The 19,447-nt window shown below is 66.4% G+C and carries 21 protein-coding genes and 1 tRNA gene; 8 read left to right on the forward strand and 14 right to left on the reverse strand.

Features of this window, described 5'->3' with window-relative positions; genetic code table 11:
• Positions 1-24: 24 nt before the first annotated feature.
• The 6 genes from DXK94_RS12115 to DXK94_RS12140 all read right to left on the reverse strand — a co-directional run bounded on the left by DXK94_RS12115 (position 25) and on the right by DXK94_RS12140 (position 5,814).
• Positions 25-879, reverse strand: coding sequence for a polyphosphate kinase 2 family protein (locus DXK94_RS12115; protein ID WP_115525150.1), 855 nt, complete (start codon positions 877-879; stop codon positions 25-27).
• 52 nt (positions 880-931) lie between these two features.
• On the reverse strand, positions 932-2,152 hold the full coding sequence (locus DXK94_RS12120; protein ID WP_079597353.1) for a pyridoxal phosphate-dependent aminotransferase: 1,221 nt from the start codon (positions 2,150-2,152) through the stop codon (positions 932-934).
• Between the two features lie 134 nt (positions 2,153-2,286).
• Positions 2,287-3,246 (reverse strand): ABC transporter substrate-binding protein, encoded by a 960-nt coding sequence (locus DXK94_RS12125; protein WP_115525151.1) that lies wholly within the window; start codon positions 3,244-3,246, stop codon positions 2,287-2,289.
• Complete coding sequence (locus tag DXK94_RS12130; protein ID WP_115525152.1) at positions 3,243-3,986, reverse strand: ABC transporter permease; 744 nt, start codon at positions 3,984-3,986, stop codon at positions 3,243-3,245. The genes DXK94_RS12125 and DXK94_RS12130 overlap by 4 nt, the downstream gene beginning before the upstream one ends.
• A complete protein-coding gene (locus DXK94_RS12135; protein ID WP_115525153.1) occupies positions 3,983-4,714 on the reverse strand; it encodes an ABC transporter permease in 732 nt (243 codons plus the stop codon). Before DXK94_RS12135 ends, DXK94_RS12130 begins: the two co-directional genes overlap by 4 nt.
• A complete protein-coding gene (locus tag DXK94_RS12140) occupies positions 4,714-5,814 on the reverse strand; it encodes an ABC transporter ATP-binding protein (protein WP_115525154.1) in 1,101 nt (366 codons plus the stop codon). Before DXK94_RS12140 ends, DXK94_RS12135 begins: the two co-directional genes overlap by 1 nt.
• 250 nt (positions 5,815-6,064) lie before the next feature.
• Here DXK94_RS12140 and DXK94_RS12145 point away from each other — a divergent pair, with 250 nt between their 5' ends.
• Positions 6,065-7,081, forward strand: coding sequence for a pirin family protein (locus DXK94_RS12145; RefSeq protein WP_115525155.1), 1,017 nt, complete (start codon positions 6,065-6,067; stop codon positions 7,079-7,081).
• Positions 7,082-7,129: 48 nt separating this feature from the next.
• On the opposite strand, the gene DXK94_RS12150 is transcribed toward DXK94_RS12145, so the two are convergent.
• Together DXK94_RS12150 and DXK94_RS12155 are read right to left on the reverse strand one after the other, a co-directional pair.
• Positions 7,130-8,071: an N-acetylglucosamine kinase gene (locus DXK94_RS12150; RefSeq protein ID WP_115525156.1), complete on the reverse strand. Its 942-nt coding sequence runs from the start codon at positions 8,069-8,071 to the stop codon at positions 7,130-7,132.
• An 84-nt stretch (positions 8,072-8,155) separates the two neighbouring features.
• Positions 8,156-9,130 (reverse strand): LysR family transcriptional regulator, encoded by a 975-nt coding sequence (locus DXK94_RS12155; protein WP_115525157.1) that lies wholly within the window; start codon positions 9,128-9,130, stop codon positions 8,156-8,158.
• Between the two features lie 172 nt (positions 9,131-9,302).
• Between DXK94_RS12155 and DXK94_RS12160 the strand changes: the two genes are divergently transcribed.
• Entirely contained in the window at positions 9,303-10,544 is a 1,242-nt protein-coding gene (locus tag DXK94_RS12160; protein WP_079597361.1) for an MFS transporter, read from the forward strand.
• 155 nt (positions 10,545-10,699) lie between these two features.
• The gene (locus tag DXK94_RS12165; protein ID WP_079597362.1) at positions 10,700-11,203 is read left to right on the forward strand and encodes an Lrp/AsnC family transcriptional regulator; all 504 of its coding nucleotides are present in this window, start codon (positions 10,700-10,702) and stop codon (positions 11,201-11,203) included.
• Positions 11,204-11,215: 12 nt separating this feature from the next.
• Here the strand turns inward: DXK94_RS12165 and DXK94_RS12170 are convergent, their stop codons facing one another.
• Positions 11,216-12,466, reverse strand: a complete 1,251-nt coding sequence (locus DXK94_RS12170; protein WP_115525158.1) for an MFS transporter — start codon at positions 12,464-12,466, stop codon at positions 11,216-11,218.
• A gap of 152 nt (positions 12,467-12,618) precedes the next feature.
• Here DXK94_RS12170 and DXK94_RS12175 point away from each other — a divergent pair, with 152 nt between their 5' ends.
• The 3 genes from DXK94_RS12175 (at position 12,619) to corA (ending at position 14,637) form a co-directional block, all read left to right on the forward strand.
• The gene (locus DXK94_RS12175; RefSeq protein ID WP_115525159.1) at positions 12,619-13,116 is read left to right on the forward strand and encodes an Lrp/AsnC family transcriptional regulator; all 498 of its coding nucleotides are present in this window, start codon (positions 12,619-12,621) and stop codon (positions 13,114-13,116) included.
• A 65-nt stretch (positions 13,117-13,181) separates the two neighbouring features.
• On the forward strand, positions 13,182-13,607 hold the full coding sequence (locus tag DXK94_RS12180; RefSeq protein WP_079597365.1) for a DUF1761 domain-containing protein: 426 nt from the start codon (positions 13,182-13,184) through the stop codon (positions 13,605-13,607).
• 34 nt (positions 13,608-13,641) lie between these two features.
• Complete coding sequence (corA, locus tag DXK94_RS12185) at positions 13,642-14,637, forward strand: magnesium/cobalt transporter CorA (protein ID WP_079597366.1); 996 nt, start codon at positions 13,642-13,644, stop codon at positions 14,635-14,637.
• Positions 14,638-14,644: 7 nt separating this feature from the next.
• Here the strand turns inward: corA and DXK94_RS12190 are convergent, their stop codons facing one another.
• The 5 genes from DXK94_RS12190 to galU all read right to left on the reverse strand — a co-directional run bounded on the left by DXK94_RS12190 (position 14,645) and on the right by galU (position 18,185).
• Positions 14,645-15,325 (reverse strand): HNH endonuclease family protein, encoded by a 681-nt coding sequence (locus DXK94_RS12190; RefSeq protein WP_115525160.1) that lies wholly within the window; start codon positions 15,323-15,325, stop codon positions 14,645-14,647.
• A gap of 65 nt (positions 15,326-15,390) precedes the next feature.
• A tRNA-Ala gene (locus DXK94_RS12195) sits at positions 15,391-15,463 on the reverse strand.
• A 171-nt stretch (positions 15,464-15,634) separates the two neighbouring features.
• The gene (locus DXK94_RS12200; protein ID WP_258868535.1) at positions 15,635-16,573 is read right to left on the reverse strand and encodes a hypothetical protein; all 939 of its coding nucleotides are present in this window, start codon (positions 16,571-16,573) and stop codon (positions 15,635-15,637) included.
• A gap of 81 nt (positions 16,574-16,654) precedes the next feature.
• Positions 16,655-17,275 (reverse strand): GNAT family N-acetyltransferase, encoded by a 621-nt coding sequence (locus DXK94_RS12205; protein ID WP_115525162.1) that lies wholly within the window; start codon positions 17,273-17,275, stop codon positions 16,655-16,657.
• A gap of 4 nt (positions 17,276-17,279) precedes the next feature.
• The gene (gene galU, locus DXK94_RS12210; protein WP_079597370.1) at positions 17,280-18,185 is read right to left on the reverse strand and encodes a UTP--glucose-1-phosphate uridylyltransferase GalU; all 906 of its coding nucleotides are present in this window, start codon (positions 18,183-18,185) and stop codon (positions 17,280-17,282) included.
• A gap of 110 nt (positions 18,186-18,295) precedes the next feature.
• Between galU and DXK94_RS12215 the strand changes: the two genes are divergently transcribed.
• Both DXK94_RS12215 and DXK94_RS12220 read left to right on the forward strand, forming a co-directional pair.
• Positions 18,296-18,937: a 5-formyltetrahydrofolate cyclo-ligase gene (locus DXK94_RS12215; protein ID WP_115525163.1), complete on the forward strand. Its 642-nt coding sequence runs from the start codon at positions 18,296-18,298 to the stop codon at positions 18,935-18,937.
• Between the two features lie 116 nt (positions 18,938-19,053).
• Positions 19,054-19,326: an FmdB family zinc ribbon protein gene (locus tag DXK94_RS12220; RefSeq protein ID WP_115525164.1), complete on the forward strand. Its 273-nt coding sequence runs from the start codon at positions 19,054-19,056 to the stop codon at positions 19,324-19,326.
• Positions 19,327-19,447 lie beyond the last annotated feature (121 nt).

The raw sequence follows: 19,447 nt of genomic DNA on the forward strand, positions 1-19,447 counted from the left end.
GTTCCCGTAACCAGCCGGCAGGGTTCAGGACCGGAGAATCAGCTCCCGCTCGGTGGAGACGTCAAACTCGGCCTTGGGCCATTCCAGGTTCAGTTCCGCAAGGGCACCCAGCAGCAGCTGCTGCACGGCGATCCGGGCGTACCACTTCTTGTTGGCCGGAACCACGTGCCATGGCGCGTCCCTGGTGCTGGTTTCGGCAATGGCGTCCTGGTAGGCATTCATGTAGTCCTCCCAGAAGGCGCGCTCGTCGAGGTCGCCCCGGTTGTACTTCCAGTGCTTGGCGGGGTTGTCCAGCCGGGCCAGCAGCCTGGCCTTCTGCTCCTCGCCGCTGATGTAGAGCATCACCTTCACCACTTTGGTCCCCGAGTCGGTGAGGCGGGCCTCGAATTCGTTGATGGCCACGTAGCGGCGCTTGATCTCGTCGGGGCTGGCCCAACCGTGCACCCGGTGGATCAGAACGTCCTCATAATGGGAACGGTCGAAGACCCCCACCATGCCGGCCGCCGGCACTTCCTTCTCGATCCGCCAGAGGAAGTCGTAGGACTTCTCCTCGTCCGTGGGCGCCTTGAAGGCCTTGAACTGGACGCCCTGCGGATCCATAGCGGCCATGACGTGCTTGACGATCCCGCCCTTGCCGGCGGTATCCATGGCCTGGAGGATCAGCAGGATCCGCTTGCGGCCGCCGAAACGGGACTCGGCGAACAGCTTTTCCTGCAGTTCGGTGAGCTCGTCGTCCATGTCGGCCAGCAGCAGCCTGCCGTCCTCCTTGGAACCGGTGTAGCCGGGAGTGGAATCCGGATCGACGCCGGACAAGGAGAACCCGTCCCCTACCCGAAGGGTTTCAGAAGGATGCTGATCGAAGCGAATGACGCCGGCCATGGGAATTCCTTTCCGCGAAGTGCCACGGGGCTCAAGCGCCCGTGAGCACAGGCTAGTTCCCCTGGTACCTGCTCAGGAAGTCCCCCATCCGGCCCACTGCCTCTTCGATGTCCTTGACGTTGGGCAGCGTGACCATGCGGAAGTGGTCCGGACGGACCCAGTTGAAGGCCCGGCCGTGGGATACCAGGATTTTCTGCTCCCTGAGGAGGTCCAGGACAAATTTCTCGTCATCGCGGATGTGGTAGACCTCAGGGTCAAGCTTCGGGAAGAGGTACAGGGCGCCGCGTGCCTGCTGGGTGCTGACACCGGGGATGGCGTTCAGCATGTCGTAGGCCTTGTTGCGCTGTTCCAGGAGGCGGCCGCCGGGCAGGATCAGGTCGTTGATGCTCTGGTACCCGCCCAGGGCGGTCTGGATGGCGTGCTGGGCCGGCACGTTGGCGCACAGTCGCATGTTGGCCAGCAGGCTGATGCCCTCCAGGTAGTCGGCCGCATCCTTCTTGGGTCCCGAGATGGCCATCCATCCGGCGCGGTAACCGCACACCCGGTATGCCTTCGACAGTCCGCTGAAGGTCAGGCAGAGGACGTGGTCGCCGGTCAGTTTGGCCAGGTTCACGTGGACCGCATCCTCGTAGAGGATCTTTTCGTAGATCTCGTCAGCGAAGAGCACCAGGCCATGTTTCTCGGCAAGGGCCACGATGCGCTTCAGCGTCTCTTCGGGGTACACGGCGCCGGTGGGGTTGTTCGGGTTGATCACCACGATGCCCTTGGTCCGCGGCGTGATCTTGGCTTCGAGGTCTTCCAGGTCGGGCTGCCAGCCGGAGTCCTCGTCGCAGAGGTAGTGCACCGGCTTTCCGCTGGCCAACGCCACCGAGGCCGTCCACAGCGGGTAGTCGGGGGTGGGGATCAGGACTTCGTCGCCGTCGTCAAGCAGGGCCATCAGGGACATCGTGATGAGTTCGCTGACGCCGTTCCCCAGGTAGATGTCGTCCACGTGGATGTTCTGGATGCCGCGGGTCTGGTAGTACTGCGAGACGGCAGTCCGGGCGGAAAAGATGCCTCGCGAATCGCTGTAGCCCTGGGCGTGGGGCAGGTGGCGGATCATGTCCACCAGGATGGCGTCCGGCGCTTCGAACCCAAACGGCGCGGGGTTGCCGATGTTCAGCTTGAGGATCCGGTGCCCCTCTGCCTCCATCTGCTGGGCCGCCTGGAGGATCGGTCCACGAATGTCGTAAAGGACGTTGTTGAGCTTCGTGGACTGCCTGAATTCTGCCATCCCTCAAATATGCCACAGGAAGGATGTGTCACCCGTGAGACCTCGCCCACACACGCACGACGGCGGCTGCCGGACTTTTCGAAGTCCGGCAGCCGCCGTCGTCATCACCTAAATACAGCGCCGTGGCGGGCGTTCTACTTCAGAATGCCCTTTTCCTTCAGCCAGGCTTCGGCTGCTTCCTTGGCACCCTGCTTCTGGCTGCCACTCACCGCACGGTTGAGGTTGATCAGGTCCTCTGTGGTGAGGATCCTGGACACCGAGTTCAGGGCTTCCTTCGCCTTGTCCGTCATCTTGGCCTCGTTGTAAAGCGGGATCACCTGCTGGGCGATGAAGTTGTTCTTGGGATCCTCCAGGACCACCAGGTCGTTGTCCGCGATGGACGGGGTGGTGGTGTAGATGTCCGCCACCTGGACCTGGTCTTCCAGCAGCGCCTTAAGGGTCACCGGACCGCCGCCGTCGCTGAAGGGCTCCAGCTTCTTGGGCTCGCAGTTGTAGTTCTCCTTCAGGCCGGGCAGCCCATAGGCACGTTCAGCAAACGTTGCCGGAGCACCCACCACAATCTCACTGCAGACCTTGGCCAGGTCCTCGATGGACTTCAGCTGGTACTTCTCCGCCGTTGCCTTGGTGACAACCATGGCGTCCTTGTTCTCCGCCTTGGAAGCTTCCGCAACCGCAAGTCCGTCGGGCAGCTTGTCCGGCAGCGCACCGGCGATGTCGTCCGCCGATTCCTCGGTGGCTTCCTTGTCCACGTGGAGCAGCAGGTTTCCGGTGTAGTCCGGAACCACATCCACCGAACCGTCCTGGACAGCCTTGAAGTACACCTCACGGGAGCCGATATTCGGCTTGGTGGTGGCCGTGAGTCCTGCCGCGTTCAGCGCCCCGGCGTACAGTTCGGCGACGATCTGGCTTTCCGGGAAGTCCGCCGAGCCCACCACGAGGGACGTTGCCTCGCCCGAGCCGCCTGCGCTGGTGGCCGGCGGATTGCTCAGGGGATCGGAACCACCGCAGGCGGACAGCGCCAGTGCCACGCCGAGCCCGGCGGCCAGCCCGCCCAGGACCCGCCTGCCGAAGAATTGGGGACGGCTTTCATTCATGACTTACCTCCTTGTACAACAGCCTCCGCGATTACGGGGTCTGTGAGATCGACCGCAGCCTGCTGGCTGCGGCGTGACTGCTTCGAGGCTCCCGATGCGAGGAAGAGCCTCTGGAAGAGGGACAGCACGAGGTCGACGGCGATGGCCAGGGCTGCGATCAGCAGTGAACCTCCCAGCATCTGCGGGAAGTCGCTGAGGACAAGGCCGTCGAAGAGGTAGCGGCCAAGGCCGCCCAGGTTGATGTAGGCAACGACGGAGACGGTGGCGATGACCTGCAGCACGCCGGTGCGGAAGCCGCCGAACATCACGGTCAGCGCGTTGGGCAACTCAGCGCGGAACAGGACCTGGAGTTCGGTCATTCCCATGGCCCGGGCAGCGTCCACCACGTTGCGGTCCACGCTCGAAATTCCGGCGTAGGTGCCCGCGAGGAGCGGCGGTACGGTGAGGATGACCAGTGCCCAGACCGGGGGCATCAGGCCGATACCGGCAAGCAGGACGAAGAGCGTCAGCAACCCGAGGGTGGGCAGGGCGCGCAGGGCCCCTGCGAGTGCAACGATGGCCACCCTCCCCCGGCCAGTGTGGCCGACGTACAGGCCAATGGGGACGGCGATTGCGGCGGCAATGAGCATGACCAGGCCGGTGTACTGCAGGTGCTCCGCGAGCCGGGCGGGAATGCCGGCGCTGCCGGTCCAGTTCTCCGGGTCGGCGAGCCATGCGAAGGTGTCGGTGAAGACGCTCATGCGTTGCCGCCTCCCGTTTTCGGTGCGGAAAGACGACGGGCGGCGGAAGCTTCCCCTGGTGCGTTGCCGCCGGCCAGTTGCGGTGTGCGCCGCTTCCCGGCGCTCTCCCACGGCGTGAGGATCCGCTCCAGGAGGACCAGGAGGGCGTCCATCAGCAGTGCCAGGACCAGGATGGCGATGATCCCCACCACAATTTCGGTAACAAAATCCCGCTGCAGGCCGGACGTAAAGAGCATCCCCAGGTTTCCGATGCCCAGCAGGGCTGCCACGCTGACCAGGGAGATGTTGCTGACGGACACCACCCGAAGGCCAGCAAACAGGACCGGGAGGGACAGCGGCAGATCCACCTGCAGGAACCGTGCCAGCGGCCTGTACCCCATGGCGACCGCAGCCTGGCTGACATCCTCACTTACGGAGTCGAAGGCGTCCAGGGCTGCACGGACCAGCAGTGCGACGGCGTAGATGGTCAGTGCCACCACCACGTTCAGCGGGTCCAGGATCCGGGTGCCGAGGATGGTGGGCAGGATGATGAACAACGCCAGGGACGGGATGGTGTACAGGAGCGAGGAAGCCGTCAGCACCACCGAGCGGAGCGTGCGGTTCTGCCGGGCCAGCTGCGCCAACGGGATGGAGATCAGCAGCCCCAAAACCATGGGGACAAGGGCGAGCAGCATGTGCTGGCCCGCGCGTTCCAGGACCATGCCGCTGTTGGCCAGGAACCACTCCATCAGAGTGCAGCCTGCCGTATCTGGCGTGCCTCTTCAATCAGGGCCAGGACTTCGCCGCCGCGGACCACGCCCAGGACTTTGCCCTCGGAATCGACCGCCACGCCAAGGCCTGACGGCGACGACAGGGCTGCATCCAGCGCCCGGCGCAGGCTCTCGCCCGGCCGGAACAGCGAGCCGCCGGGGATCAGGCCGGTGTCGGTGCCCGGTGTCGCCCAGCCCAGAGGGTGCATGTCCGCATCCACCACAAGCTGCCAGCCGCCGGCGGCTGCGGGGTCGGATTCGTGGCCGGAGGGACCGCGGACGATGGTCGGCACCGGGTGGACCGTGACGCCGTCGGACGGGGTGAACCCGAGGTGGCGGAAACCGCGGTCGCGCCCCACGAAGGAAGCCACGAAGTCGTTGGCCGGTGCACGCAGGATCTCCTCCGGGGTGGCGTACTGGGCGAGCCGTCCGCCGACCGCGAAGACAGCCACTTTGTCCCCCAGGACGGTGGCCTCATCGATGTCATGGGTAACGAAGACGATGGTCTTGGCGAGGTCCTCCTGCAGCCGCAGCAGTTCCTGCTGGAGTTCGTCGCGGACGACAGGGTCCACAGCACTGAAGGGCTCGTCCATGAGGAGGACGGGTGGATCCGCGGCGAGGGCGCGCGCGACGCCCACACGCTGCTGCTGCCCGCCGGAAAGTTGTGCGGGGTACCGCTTGCCCAGATGGCGGGCCAGCCCCACCACGTCCAGGAGTTCCTCGGCCCGTCTGCGCGCATCGGACTTTGATACGCCGTTCAGGCGCGGGACGGTGGCGATGTTGTCCACCACCGAGCGGTGCGGCAGCAATCCGGCGGACTGCATCACATAACCCATGGACCTCCGCAGCTCTGCTGCCGGCACCGAGGTGACGTCCTTGCCGCCAACAGTGATGGTGCCGGACGTGGGTTCAACCATCCGGTTGATCATGCGCAGCGAGGTTGTCTTGCCGCATCCGGAGGGCCCTACAAAGACCGTGATGGAGCCCTTCCCAATGGACATGGAGAGGTCATCCACGGCCGGCTGCCCGCCCTGGTACTGCTTGGTCACGCTCTGAAACTCGATCATCGCCTGGTCCATGGTGCGGACTTACCTGTTCTGCTCGGACGGCGCGGGAAGCACCGCAACATTGTCATCAGCACGCTGATAGTTACGGTAGCCCAATCCTGGGCCGCCATCACCAGCAGCGGCACCAATTCCGGGCAAAGGAATCCCTACTGTGACCATTCGGAGCCGCAGGCGGCCCGGATGGGACGCCGTCCGGGGATGCGGGACCGGCAGGGCGGGGAAGCACTGAGCCGTCGGGGGCATACCGGCCTAGAGTGGGAGCGTGACCAACTTGGAGATATCACCCCAGCAGGAAGTCTGTCCGCCGGCGAGCGCCGAGGGAAGCCCGGGGCCGTGCCTGCAGTTGTGGCCGGAACGGGAAGTGCCGCTGGGTGGCGTGCGTGCCATGAATGTCCAGCGGACGCTGCCGCAGCGCGGCCTTCCCACCATCGGGGCGTGGTGCTTCCTGGACAGCTTCGGGCCGGACCGGACGGCCATGTCTGTCCTGCCGCACCCGCATATCGGCCTGCAGACGGTGACCTGGCCTTTGGCCGGCCACATCCGCCACCGGGACAGCGTGGGCAGCGATGTGGTGGTCCGTCCGGGGGAACTGAACATCATGACGGCGGGTCACGGCGTGTCGCACTCGGAGTTCGCGGTGCTTCCGCCTGCCGGGGAGGAACTGCCTGTGCAGCGGGGCCTCCAGTTGTGGGTGGCGCTTCCGGATGGGGATCGGCACCGCCCGCCGGCCTTCGAACAGCACCGGGCACTGCCCCAGGCCAGAGGGAAAGGCTTCACCGCCACCGTGATGGTGGGTGAGCTCGCGGGAGTCGCCTCCCCGGCCACCATGTACTCACCGATCGTGGGAGCGGACGTTTCCTGTGAGGGGGCGGCGCTGCTGCCGCTGAACCCGGACTTTGAACACGGCATCCTGGTGCTTGACGGCGGCCTGGAGTTGGACGGCCAGGAACTTGCCCCGGGCCCGCTCGGCTATCTGGGCACCGGCCGGCAGGAACTCCAGGTCGAGGCCCTGCCCGGCACGCGCTTCCTGCTTATCGGCGGCGAGCCGTTCGAGGAGGAGCTGCTGATGTGGTGGAACTTCGTGGGCCGCACGCACGAGGAAGTGGAACAGGCCCGGGATGCCTGGGAAGCCCAGGACGGCGTGCCGGCCGCGGAGGCGGCTGCCGCCCGCTACGGCCTGGTAGCGGGCCACGGTCCTGACGCCGGCGCCGAAGCCGGACGCATCCCCGCTCCCCCGCTTCCCGGTGTCCGGCTGACTCCCCGGAAACGCTCTGTCTAAACAGCGGGTCTAAACAGCGCGGCCAGTGCCGGCCGGTGCAGCAAACTGTCAGGCCGGCTCCGCCACCAGCTGCAGCACGCCGAAGACCGGTTCCTGGTCCAGCACCCGGGCGTCCGTTACGCCGGCGCTTTCGAGGTGCCGGCGGAAGGACTCCTGGAGGGGTGCCACGTTCATTCCCAGGCCGCCACCCAGGATGACGGGGCCGGTGATCCGCAGTTGGTCCAGGACCTGGAGCGCCAGGCCTGCCAGGTCCCGGCCGGCCTGGTCGAGCATTGCCTGGCTCGCGGGGTGTCCACCGGCTGCGGCTTCCACCACATGCCGGGCCTGCTGGGCCCAGAAGCGGCGGCCGGTGTGCGGGGAATGGAACAGGGCAATGAGCTTGTTGGGGTGCTCCACACCGCAGGATTGCAACAGCGCTGAGGTGAGCTGGTCAGCCGGCTGGCCCTGGTTCATCTGCCGGAGGCTGTAGCGCACCGCTTCGCGGCCCAGCCAGTAGCCGCTGCCTTCGTCCCCGAGCAGGTAGCCCCAGCCGCCCGCCCGGGCCTCATCGCCGTCGGAGTTCCTGCCCCAGGCGGCGGAACCGGTGCCGGCGATCACCGCCACCCCGGTGCTTGCGTGCCCGGCAGCGAGCAGCAGGCGCGAATCATGCACCACGGTCACCCGGGCGCCGGGAACATGCGGCTGGATCAGCGAGGCAAGGGCTGCGGCGTCCTCATCCGTGTCGATCCCGCCGGATCCTGCATACACCTGGGACACGCTGTCGCCGCCGATCCGGGCGAAGAGGTCGGCGATGTTGCGCGCGGCCTCGTCGCGGGTGACGTTCTGCACGTTGGAGCTGCCTGCGGATTCATCGGCAACGGCGATCCCGTCCTCGAACCGGATGCCGTGGGTCTTGGTGCCGCCGATGTCCAGCCCGATAATGACACCGGCGGGCGGACGTGCTGTGGATGGTTCGGCGGGACGTGCGGTGGGGTTTTCGGTGTTGGTCACGTCACAAGGGTACTGGCCGCGAAGGCGCCGGACCTCCGGGGCTGGACCGCCGCCGTCGGGAATCGCGTCCTCTTGCCCTGACCGTCAGCCGGTCCGCTGCCTGGCCAGCCCGGCCAGCAGCTGCGGGCCCTCGGCAACCACCATCCCCCGGAAGAGCCTGACCTGGACCGGTTCGGCATCGGGCTTCCTGCGCCGCCAGCTGATGCCCACCTCGCGGAAGGCCAGGGCTGAATCAAGGGGAACTTCCACCCACCCCAGGTTTCCCGTTTCCGGGCTGACGGTCCGGCCCGGCGCGTCGCCCCCGGACGGCAGGATGCTGACGCCCAGCCCCGCGGACACCAGCCCGCGGATGGTGTGGGAGTCCTGGCTTTCGAAGGCGATGCGGGGCCTGTATCCCGCTTCGCGGAACAGCGCGTCGGTCAGCGATCGCATGCCATACCCGGGCCCGAGCGCCACAAAAGGCTCCGTCCTGATGTCGGCCAGCGCCGCCGTCGTACACCCCGCAAGGGGGTGACTGTGATGGACCACCAGGCGCAACGGCTCGCGGTACAGCGGGGAGGACTGCAGGTTCCTGCCGGCCGGCGCCACCGGGGCGGTCAGTGCCAGGTCCGCCCCGCCGGTTGCCAGTTCCTCCAGGCAGGCGTTCCGGGAGCCCTGGCTCAGGGTGAAGACGGCGCCCGGGTGGCGGCTGCGGAACACACTGATCAGCAGCGGCAGGGTTGCCTCGCCAAACGTGTGCTGGAAGGACACTGAGATTCTGCCCCGGACCACCTCCGATTCGTTGCGGACCAGGTCCAGCCCGGCCTGGAACTCCGCCAGGGACTGCTCGATGTACGGCAGCAGGGTACGGGCAGCGGGAGTCAGCCGGACGCCCCTGCCGTCCCTCACCAGGAGTTCAGTGCCGACGACGGCGCTGGCCCGCGCGAGTGCCCTGCTCACCGTGGACTGGGGTACTCCCAGCAGTTCCGCCGTTTCCGTTACATGCTCCGTGCGCCCCAGCTCGGCCAGCACGGGAAGGAGGGGCAAGAGCTGCATGAGTTGCTTGTGGTCTGCCTCCACGGCTTGGCCTCCCTTTCCCCGACTCCCCCCAAACTAGGTAGCGCTAACTGTCGTGTTGGGCACCGAAAAGGACAGTTGCCGCTACCCAGTTGGGGAAGTATCCGATTTTGCTATCAGTTTTGCACAAAACATGCATTGGAGGCATGTATCGGGCAAGGGCTACGCTGGCGGCATGCCACACAATGCCAGCCTGACCGGCAGCGGTACGGAGCCGCGCTGGGACGGGCATGCCAAAGGATCGCGGGCCTACGGCCGGATCCTCGCGGGCCTGTCCTTTGCCGGCGTGGCGACCTTTGCCCAGCTGTACTCCACGCAGGCGGTCCTGCCCCTGCTGGCAGCGGACCTCCGGATTTCCGCGGCCGAGGCCGCCCTCACGATTTCCCTGGCGACTGTGGGCCTTGCCGTCACGGTGATCCCCTGGTCCTTCCTCGCCGACCGGATCGGCCGCGTCAAGGCCATGACCTGGGGCATCTCCATCGCCACCGTGCTGGGCCTGCTGGTGCCGCTGGCGGACAGCTTCGGCATGCTGCTGGCCCTGCGCCTCCTGGAAGGCATGGCCCTGGGCGGGATCCCCGCCATCGCCATCGCCTATCTCAATGAAGAGGTGACCAAGGCGCACGCGGCGCTGGCGGCGGGAAGCTACGTGGCGGGCACCACGCTGGGCGGCCTTGCCGGCCGCCTGGTGGCCGGTCCCGCCGGAGAGTTGTGGGGCTGGCGCGCAGCGGCCCTGGCCGTTTCCGTCCTGGCAACGCTTGCCGCCGTCGCCTTCCTGGTGCTGGTGCCCCGGGCCCAGGGCTTCGTCTCCACACGGGCAGCCGGCCTGGGCGGCGCACTGCGCACCCTGGGCGGGCACCTGCGGAACATCCGGCTGCTGGCACTGTACGTCCAGGCCTTCCTCATGATGGGCGGCTTCGTTGCCGTTTACAACTACCTGGGCTTCCGGCTGTCCGGCGAGCCCTTCAGCCTTCCGGCCACCCTGATCAGCCTCATCTTCCTGGCCTACCTGTCCGGCACCGTCTCCTCGCGCTGGGCCGCAGGGCTGACGGTGCGCTTCGGACGGCGGAACATCCTGCTCGCCGGTCTGGGCCTGTCGACGGCGGGACTTGCCTTGACGCTGGCGCCGTCCCTCGCCCTGATCCTGGCAGGCCTGGTGGTGTTCACCGGCGGATTCTTTGCCGCGCACAGCATCGGGGCGGGCTGGACGGGAGCCATCGCCAGCACCGGACGCGCCCAGGCCGCATCGCTGTACAACCTCGCCTACTACCTGGGGTCCAGCGTCATCGGCTGGGCCGGCGGCCTGGTTTTCCAGTCCTGGGGATGGAATGCCCTGGCGGTGACCGTTATGGTCCTCGCCTGCCTCACGGCGGCCGCTGCCGCCGTCGTCCATTCCCGGACGGAACGGCCCTCCGCCTGACGCGCCGCAGGATCTGCCGCCTTCCAGCCTGAGCGAATTATCTGCTCCTCAAGGAGTGCCAGTGTTCCTGAAATTCGGCCGTGCACGCTCATTCGGGCGTGAAAGCGCGGTATCCGCGGTCTAGGATGAACGCACCACCCTTGGAAGGAACCGCAGTGAGCACGAATCCCAGGAACACCAGGCCGGGAGCCCACCTGGAGCCGCTGGACGCCATCGACGAACGCCTGCTGGCTGCCCTCGTGGAGGACGCGAGGATCTCCAACAAGCAGTTGGCCGAACTGGTGGGCATAGCCCCCTCCACCGCCCTGATGCGGACGCGCGCCCTCTCGGAGCGGGGCATCGTGCAGGGCTACGAGGCCAAGCTCAGCCTCTCGGCCATCGGCAGGTCGGTGCAGGCGCTGGTTGCCGTGCGGCTTCGGGCCCACGACCGGGACCAGATTGACCGTTTCACCGCCCGGGTGCCGCACCTGCCCGCCGTGTTGTCCACTTTCCACACCTCCGGCTCCGTGGATTACCTGCTGCACATTGCCGTCGGAAGCACGGAGGACCTGCGGGACTGGGTGCTGGACAACCTCGCAACGGACCCCGTGGTGGGGCATACCGAAACCACGCTCGTCTTTGAGCACATCCAGGGCAACCACGGGCCACTTCCGGAGTAGTGGAGAGTTCGGCTAGCCCCTTCCGGGGTGGCGGCGCACCGTGTGCGCCAGTGTCACGACGGCCAGGGCAAGCGCCGCCGTACCGCACACGGCGACGAAACCGCCCACGGCAGCAACCTGGCCGAATACCCCTGTTGCCCAGCCGAGCCCCAGGACCGGGACGGCACTGCCGAGGTAGGTGATGACGTACACCGTGCTGACAATCTGGGCGTGGCGGGCAGGCTCCACCCGGGCAGCCACCTCGTTGAAGACGGTGCGGAATGCCAAACCCTGGCCGGCACCGGCCGTCGCCGCCGCAAGCACCAGCAGCACAGGACTGTGCCACGCGCCGGCGGCCCCGAGCAGGAAGACTGATCCGCCAAGCACGGCCAGTCCAGCCGGAACGACGTAACGGCCGCGGACAGCCAGCAGCTGGCTGAGGGCTGACGTGCCCAGTGGGAGGCCTGCGAGCAATCCAATAAGGGGCCGGGATTCCGTCCCCAGCACCTGGGCGAAGTAACCGGGAGCCAGCGAGAGGCAGAACCCGAAAACAGCAAAGCTGAGGAAGCCGACGGCGGATGCCAGCCAAAATGCTGCCCGTGCGTTCTGCGACACGGACGGCCGCCGCGGCGCCAGTGCCTGCAGCGGCCTGGACGGCGAGGGCAGCATGATCGCCGGACGGGCCCGGATCAGGTACAGCGGCACCAGAAGCGCGGCCAGCACCACGGAGTACACGGCGTAGGGAGCAGTGGTGGCCGCGGGCAGCAGGGACAGCAGCCCGCCGATGACCGGGCCGGCAGCTACTCCACCGGCCGAGGCCAGCAGGGTGAAGCGGGACGCCCATTCCGGGCGGGACGGCAGCAGTTCGCGCAGGGCCGCCGCGCTCGCACCCGTGGCCAGCGCAACAGCCACCCCTTGGAGCGCGCGCCCGGCACACAGCCCTGCCAGCGACCCCGCCCCGGCGAAGACCCAGCCGCCCGCCAAACCCGTGAGCACGGCGAGAAGGAGTGCAGCGCGGCGTCCGATGTGGTCCGACCAGTGCCCGGCCAGCATCAGCGTGGCCACGAGGGCAAGGACGTAGCTGGCAAAAGCAGCCGTCACGTCCAGGGCGGAGAGCCCCAACCCGGCCTGCAGGAGTGGATAAAGCGGGGTGGCAAGGTTGGCTCCCACAAGAAGGACAAAAATGACAGCGCCCGCCATCACCAGCCGTGCCGTAGTGGAGGCATCCCATCCCGCAGCTGCGGACGGAGCGGGGCGCATACGGAGTTCGCTGAAGACCGTCATGATGCCGCCTTCCGGTTTTGCCTCGGCGGGTGGTCCTTGTGGGAGCCCGGCGCGGCGTGAATAGGTGATGGCTCCAGAATGGAGCACTACTGCTCGTTTGAGCGGAAATACATGGAAGAATTGAGCAGGATCGTCAAAACCTGCACCCGCCGATGATGGAGAGTGACCATTTGGACAAGCTGGACCCTACCGACCTGAAGATCCTCCTGGCGCTGATCCGCGATCCCCGGATCCAGGTGGGCGAGCTGAGCGACTCGGTGGGCGTTGCCCGCAATACCGCCCAGTCCCGGGTCCGGCGGCTCATCCGGGCCGGAGTGCTGCGCCCGGGCGGGCGGGAAGTTGACCTGGAGGCTGTGGGCTATGACGTGGTGGCCTTCGTCACCATCGAGGTGTCCCACCGCGAGCTGGACGGCGTGGTGGCGGCGCTGCGGCTGATCCCCCAGGTCCTGGAGGTCCACGAGATATCGGGCCGCGGCGACGTCTGGTGCCGGGTGGTGGCCACGGATACACACAACCTGCAGGCGTCCCTGCGGCAGGTCCTGCGGATCAAGGGCGTCATCCGGACTGAAACTGTCCTGGCACTGCACACGCACATCCCCTACCGGACCGAGCCCTTGATCAGCGGCCTCGCCAAGGCTGCGGGCAGCTGACCACTCCATGCCCGACGACGCTCCGCATCCCGGCCGGCGGCGGCCGGACGGCTAGGATTTCGAGAATGGATTGGCTCTCTTACGTTTCACAGATCAACTGGCTTGCGGTGCTGCTTGCCTTCGCGGCAACGATGGCCATCGGCTTCGTCTGGTACATGCCGGCGGTGCTGGGCAACCGGTGGATGGCCGCCATTGGCAAGACCGAGGACGACCTGAAAAACATCAGCGGCGGTGCCGGGATCTGGCTGCCCATGATGGTGGCCGCGGCGCTGACTGCCATCCTCCTTGCCGTCCTGATCAGCAAGCTGGGGCTGGACAACGCCCTGGCCGGCGCCTGGTTCGCGCTCGTCGTGGGGCTTGTCTTCAGGGCGGGCGGCCACGCCATCCACAATGGTTTCGCCGGGCGCCCGGCCGCCGTGACGCTGATCGACTCCGGCCATGACCTGGTAGCCATGACAGTCTCAGGGGCCATTATCGGAGCCATGTCCTGAGCATGCGGCCTATGCAGACAGGAGGCACCCGCCCATGACCATCATCGACAACGCTGTTTACGTGGACGGCGTGCGCCATGCCGAACCCGAAAACCTGGAGCAGACGTTCGAGACCCTGGCGCACCACGGCGGTATGGCCTGGATCGGACTGTACCGCCCTACCGCCGAAGAGATGGCGGCAGTGGCCGCTGAGTTCGGGCTGCACTCCCTTGCGGTGGAGGACGCCATCTCCGCACACCAGCGCCCCAAGATGGAGCGCTACGAGGACAACCTGTTTACCGTCCTGCGGCCCGCCCGGTACCTGGATGCAAGCGAGACAGTGGAATTTGGGGAACTCCATATCTTCACCGGAAAAAACTTTGTGGTCACGGTGCGGCATGCGGAAATGGCCGGCGTGGCCCGTGTCCGGAAACGTCTGGAGGCACGTCCGGATCTTCTGCGGCATGGCCCGGAGGCCGTGCTGTATGCCCTCCTGGACAGGGTGGTGGACGACTACGCTCCCGTGGTGGCCGGGCTTGAGAACGACATTGACGAGATCGAGGACCAGCTCTTCAGCGGTGACACAACGGTGTCGCGGCGGATCTACGAACTGGCCCGTGAAGTGATCCAGTTCCAGCGTGCCATCCACCCGCTGCCGGACATGATGCACCAGCTGAAGCGGGGGTTTGCGAAATACGGTGTTGAGACCGAGCTCCAGCACAGCCTCCGGGACGTGGAGGACCACGTGGAACGGGTGATTTCCCGGGCAGACTCCTTCCGGGACCTCCTGCAGAACGCCCTCACCCTGGACGGAACCCTGACGGCCAACCGGCAGAACGAGGCCAGCGCGGAGCAGAACGAGCAGGTGAAGAAGATTTCCTCCTGGGCTGCAATCCTGTTTGCGCCGTCGTTCGTGGCCGGCATCTACGGCATGAACTTCGACCACATGCCCGAGCTGCACTGGGACCTGGGCTATCCGATGGCCATCGGCCTCATGGCGGCGACGGCCTTGGCCATGTACGCCATCTTCAAGAAGAAGGGCTGGCTGTAGCCGGCACCTAAACGCAGCCGGCCAGGATTCCGGCAATGGCGTCGCGCTCCGCCGGGGTCACCCACAGCCGGTACTTCGCCTTCACCGAGGTCTGCCGGGCAACATACTCGCAGCGGAACGCCTTGTTCGGCGGAAGCCACGTCGCGGCGTCCTTGTCACCCTTGGCACTGTTGGTGGGCCCGTCCGCGGCCATCAGGTTCAAGGGGTCATTGGCGAGCTGGCGCCGCTCTTCGTCGTTGAGTTGCCGGGCGCCCTTCTGCCAGGCATCGGAGAGGGCAACGATGTGGTCGATCTGGACCGCGGTGCTGGTGTCCTGGCCGCGGACAAAACTGATGGTGGTGCCGGTGTACTGGTCGGCCAGCGTGCCGGTGGCCACCACACAGTTCCGGGTGCCGGGCTTGAACGTCTCACCCTCCAGGTCGCGGGCGAGGATGTCGTTGCGGGTATCGCAGCCGTTGCGGTCCACATCCGCCCATGCGGGCCCGAACTCGTCGCGGCTGTAGCCGGTCTTCGGTGCCCGGCCCTTGACCGGAATGGTTTCCAGCCGGGCCAGCGCGGCAGCGGCTTCTTCAGGGTTGGATGACGACGGCGATGCCTGGGCTGCAGCATCACAGCCGGCGAGAGTGCCTGCAAGGAGAAGGCTGGTAAGAACGGCTATGGATTTGGCAGCGGAGAAATTAATCGTCATGTTCCTTCACGGGTGCGGCGCGCCCGTGGTGTGGACCGTGCTTTGTGTGGAGACCGTGCATTGTGTGGAGCTAAGGAGATTCGAACTCCTGACCTCTTCGATGCGAACGAAGCGCTCTACCAACTGAGCTATAGCCCCGGAACTGGCCGCCCTCGCGAGTGCGTGCGGAACCGGTGACCCTAGGCTACAAATTTTCCCCGCTCAATGCCAACCGGCGCGCCTACGGATACGCATCCAAGGTGATTGCCGGCGTCGGGCATTGCATCGGGCCCCGCTGCATTTGCATCGGGGGCCCGCGGCACGTGCTTCCTAGGCGCGGCGGCGCTGCAGGACGTCGTCGAGGTTGCTGAGTGCGCTCTGCGCCTTGGTGAGCTGCTGGTCCTCTGCTGCCGCCGGGGCAACAGGCGAAGCGGCTGCGGCACCCTGTTTAAGGGAGGGCTTGCCCACGGCTTTGGGGGCCGCCGGCAGCTCAAGCGGTTCGGGCTCCGGGCGCTCGGCCTTGGCAGCTTCCACGTACACGGGCTTGGGAACCTCAACGGGCTCCCAGGGAGTGCTTGAAGGAGTTTTCGACGCCGCTGCTGCCGCACTGGCATCACCTGCAGCCACGGCTACAGCCAGTGCCGCCGCGCGAAGTTCCTGTGCTGTCAGCTGCTGGGCCTTGGGCTGGTGCGCCTCGGCGTCAAAAAGGGGGCTTTCCGGGCGGGCAGGAGCAGCTTCAGGCTTGGGCGGGATGTGCTCGGTGGCATCAGGGCGCCGTGCCGGTGCACTCATTGCCGAGCGAAAGGCCGCATCGACTTTCGCCTTGCGGTCCCGGATAGCCAGCCAGCGGAGGATGGCGACGGATGCCGCGGTCAGCGCTGCGCAGGTCAGCGGGAGGACGGGCGAGCCGAGCCCGAAGGGCAACAGCACTCCGGAGACAAACGCCGTCAGCAGGGACAGAAACCCGACGAGAGCCAGCGCGGTACGGCCGTAGCGGATACGGAAACGGCCCGCAGGTGCGGGGCCGCCGGCATTGGAAGCCGGTCCGGCGCTCTTCCTGGTTTCCATTGCTTTCTCCTGCTGGGCGGCGATTTTCAGTACCAAACCGGCTGGTGGTTCAGGTCTTTCATCGGCTGGTGCGTCTGCCGGAAAGTCACCGGCGGGCTGGAACTGGTGCCGGCGGTTCCGGAGGACGTACGGGGCAACCCACACAATCCAGAGCACGACGGCAACCACAAGGATCACTGAGCTGCTAAGGGGGAAGTCCACACTCAAAACCGTATGAGCATCACATGGTATGGCGCGGCATTAGCTTCGGTGTGTCGCGGCCCGGCTCGCAAATGAGTGGATTTATGACGGGCGGGACGCCAGCCAGGGGCGGAGCAGGCCGTCCGGGACTTCCTCGGACGTCAGTGCGAAGGACCGGTGGTCAGCCCAGTCGCCGTTGATGTGCAGGTAGCGGGGACGGTACCCCTCGTCCCGGAAACCCAGTTTCTCCACCACCCGCAGGCTGGGCCCGTTTTCCGGCCGGATATTGATTTCCATCCGGTGCAGCCCCAGCGACTGGAAACAATGGTCGGTGACGAGCGCCACCGCAGTTGGGGCGATGCCCCGCCCGGCTTTCGCCTGGTCCACCCAGTACCCCAGCGTTGCCATCATGGCTGATCCCCACACGATGGACGAGACGGTCAGCTGGCCGATGATGACCGGATTCCTGCTGCCGGGCACGCGCTCGGTAATGACGAACGGCAGCGCAGTGGCCTGGGCCGCCTGCGCATTCAGGGAGCGGACCATCTGCCGGTAGTCCGGCAGGCCTCCGCGCGGATCAGGATTGGACGCTTCCCACGGCGCCAGCCACTCGGTGTTACGGGAACGGACTTCAGTCCACTCTTTTTTGTCCCGGTACCTGATGGGGCGCAGGACCAGGTCGCCGCACTCCAGGGTCACGGGCCAGACAGGGCCAAGGCGCATGGTGCTACTTGGAAAGGCCGCTGGTGAAGCCCGGCAGCCACTCCCGCAGGCCGGGACCCAGATCGTCGCTGTCGATGGCGAGCTGGACGCACGCTTTCAGGTAGCTCAGCTTGTCGCCTGTATCGTAGCGGCGGCCGCGGAACACCACGCCGTAGACGCCGTGGCCTTCGCCGTCACCGGTGGCCAGTTCCTGCAGGGCGTCGGTCAGCTGGATCTCGCCGCCACGCCCCGGACCGGTGCGCTCAAGGACGCCGAAGACGGCCTGGTGCAGCACGTAACGGCCAATCACGGCCAGGTTGGACGGTGCTTCGTCGGCGGTGGGCTTCTCCACCAGCCGGTTGATGCGCACGTATCCCTCGCCGTCGATCTCCTGGATATCAGCGCAGCCGTAGGCGCTGATCTGTGAGGGTTCCACTTCGATAAGCGCGACGACGGAGCCCCCGGTTTTGGCCTGCACGTCGATCATGGTGCTGAGCAGTTCGTCCCGGGCATCGATGAGGTCGTCGCCCAAAAGGACGGCGAATGCCTCGTCGCCAACATGCTGCTTGGCGCGAAGCACTGCGTGGCCCAGGCCGTTGGGGTCCCCCTGGCGCACATAGTGGATGTCACCGAGGTTGCTGGCCGCCTGGATGGACGCGAGCTTCTCGGTGTCACCCTTGTCCGCCAGCGTGGACTCCAGCGCCGGGACGCGGTCGAAGTGGTCCTCCAGCGCCCGCTTGTTCCGTCCCGTGATCATCAGGACATCGTTGAGACCTACGTGGACGGCTTCCTCAACCACGTATTGGATGGCAGGCTTGTCCACCACGGGAAGCATTTCCTTGGGCATGGCCTTGGTGGCAGGAAGGAACCTGGTACCCAGCCCGGCAGCGGGGATGACGGCTTTGCGAACTCTCGGGTTACTGGTACTCACCGGACTAATCTAACGTCAGCGTCAAGCATTCAGTAATCTAAGGACCGGCCGCCACCTGCTTGGGGGCGCCACGGAAACCGCCAAACGGCGGGCAACGGAGGACATGCACCATGCCTGAAAAGACGAACACGAGGCACGCCTTCGACGCTGCCGCCAAGGACGGCATCCGCACAGCGCACCGGCGGCGCAGGGCAACACTGACTCCCGCCGATCTGGAGGCCGCCGGGGCTGCCCTCGCCGTCCACGGTGCGGCGTGGGCGGAATCCCTCTCCGGCGGGAAGCCGGCCACGTTCTGCGTGTACTTGGGCATAGGTGTGGAACCGCCCACCCTTCCCCTGATCACCGCCCTCCACGGCAACGGCCACCAGGTCCTGCTTCCCGTCTGCGAACCCGGCAGGGAACTCAGCTGGGTTTTCTGGAGCCCGGAGGCCGGATTCGAGCGCAGCAAGTATGCGCCCATCCTGGAACCTGCCGGGCCCCGGCACGGACCCGATGTGGCGGGCGAAGCGACGGCCCTGTTCATCCCGGCAACCGCAGTGGATCTTGAGGGCAACAGGGTGGGCCAGGGCGGTGGCTATTACGACAAGTTCCTTGGTCATCTTGCGACCGCCGGGAAGGAAATTCCGCTGGCCGCTGTTATCTACGACGATGAACTGCTTCCGGCCGGGCACATTCCCGCTGAAGAGTTCGACCGTCCCGTACCCGCCGTCCTGGCACCGTCCGGGCTCAGGTCGCTCGCCAGCGGAGTTTGAGTCCAGGTGGCGGGGGCGCCGGAGGATGATAGAATTAGCACTCAGGCCCTGCGACTGCTAATGGATTACCAGGTGGCAGCACGGGACCTCTCGTTTGCCCAAGAGGAGGAGCACCAGTGCCAACATATGCTTACGCCTGCAAGGATTGCGGCCATGCCTTCGATATTGTCCAGTCTTTCTCGGACAGCTCATTGACGTCCTGCCCCGAGTGCGAGGGCACCCTGCGCAAGAAGTTCAACAGCGTGGGCGTCGTGTTCAAGGGCTCGGGCTTCTACCGCACCGACTCCCGCGACTCCAAGGGCAGCACCGTGTCTGCAGCGCCTGCGTCCACCGCACCGGCTCCCGCAGCTGCCCCCGCGGCCTCCGTTCCGGCGGCTGCCGCCAGCTGATTCAGCGTCCGCCATTTCGACGGCGGCCCCGCGCCTTGTGACTGGACGTCCCCATGGGACGTTGTCCACATAGGCGCGGGGCCGCTGTCGTTTGCTTTTGCAACGCCCTTAGCGTGGGTTC

It is taken from the genome of Arthrobacter sp. RT-1, from assembly GCF_003367205.1.
Lineage (GTDB): Bacteria > Actinomycetota > Actinomycetes > Actinomycetales > Micrococcaceae > Arthrobacter.

Coding starts and splice junctions, on each gene's coding strand:
- DXK94_RS12135 (WP_115525153.1), bottom strand. CDS start 4,714: ATGGAGTGGTTCCTGGCCAACAGCGGCATGGTCCTGGAACGCGCGGGC.
- DXK94_RS12120 (WP_079597353.1), bottom strand. CDS start 2,152: ATGGCAGAATTCAGGCAGTCCACGAAGCTCAACAACGTCCTTTACGAC.
- DXK94_RS12205 (WP_115525162.1), bottom strand. CDS start 17,275: ATGCGCCTTGGCCCTGTCTGGCCCGTGACCCTGGAGTGCGGCGACCTG.
- DXK94_RS12180 (WP_079597365.1), top strand. CDS start 13,182: ATGGATTGGCTCTCTTACGTTTCACAGATCAACTGGCTTGCGGTGCTG.
- DXK94_RS12140 (WP_115525154.1), bottom strand. CDS start 5,814: ATGGACCAGGCGATGATCGAGTTTCAGAGCGTGACCAAGCAGTACCAG.
- DXK94_RS12190 (WP_115525160.1), bottom strand. CDS start 15,325: ATGACGATTAATTTCTCCGCTGCCAAATCCATAGCCGTTCTTACCAGC.
- DXK94_RS12160 (WP_079597361.1), top strand. CDS start 9,303: ATGCCACACAATGCCAGCCTGACCGGCAGCGGTACGGAGCCGCGCTGG.
- DXK94_RS12170 (WP_115525158.1), bottom strand. CDS start 12,466: ATGACGGTCTTCAGCGAACTCCGTATGCGCCCCGCTCCGTCCGCAGCT.
- DXK94_RS12215 (WP_115525163.1), top strand. CDS start 18,296: ATGCCTGAAAAGACGAACACGAGGCACGCCTTCGACGCTGCCGCCAAG.
- DXK94_RS12115 (WP_115525150.1), bottom strand. CDS start 879: ATGGCCGGCGTCATTCGCTTCGATCAGCATCCTTCTGAAACCCTTCGG.
- DXK94_RS12175 (WP_115525159.1), top strand. CDS start 12,619: ATGATGGAGAGTGACCATTTGGACAAGCTGGACCCTACCGACCTGAAG.
- DXK94_RS12125 (WP_115525151.1), bottom strand. CDS start 3,246: ATGAATGAAAGCCGTCCCCAATTCTTCGGCAGGCGGGTCCTGGGCGGG.
- corA (WP_079597366.1), top strand. CDS start 13,642: ATGACCATCATCGACAACGCTGTTTACGTGGACGGCGTGCGCCATGCC.
- DXK94_RS12130 (WP_115525152.1), bottom strand. CDS start 3,986: ATGAGCGTCTTCACCGACACCTTCGCATGGCTCGCCGACCCGGAGAAC.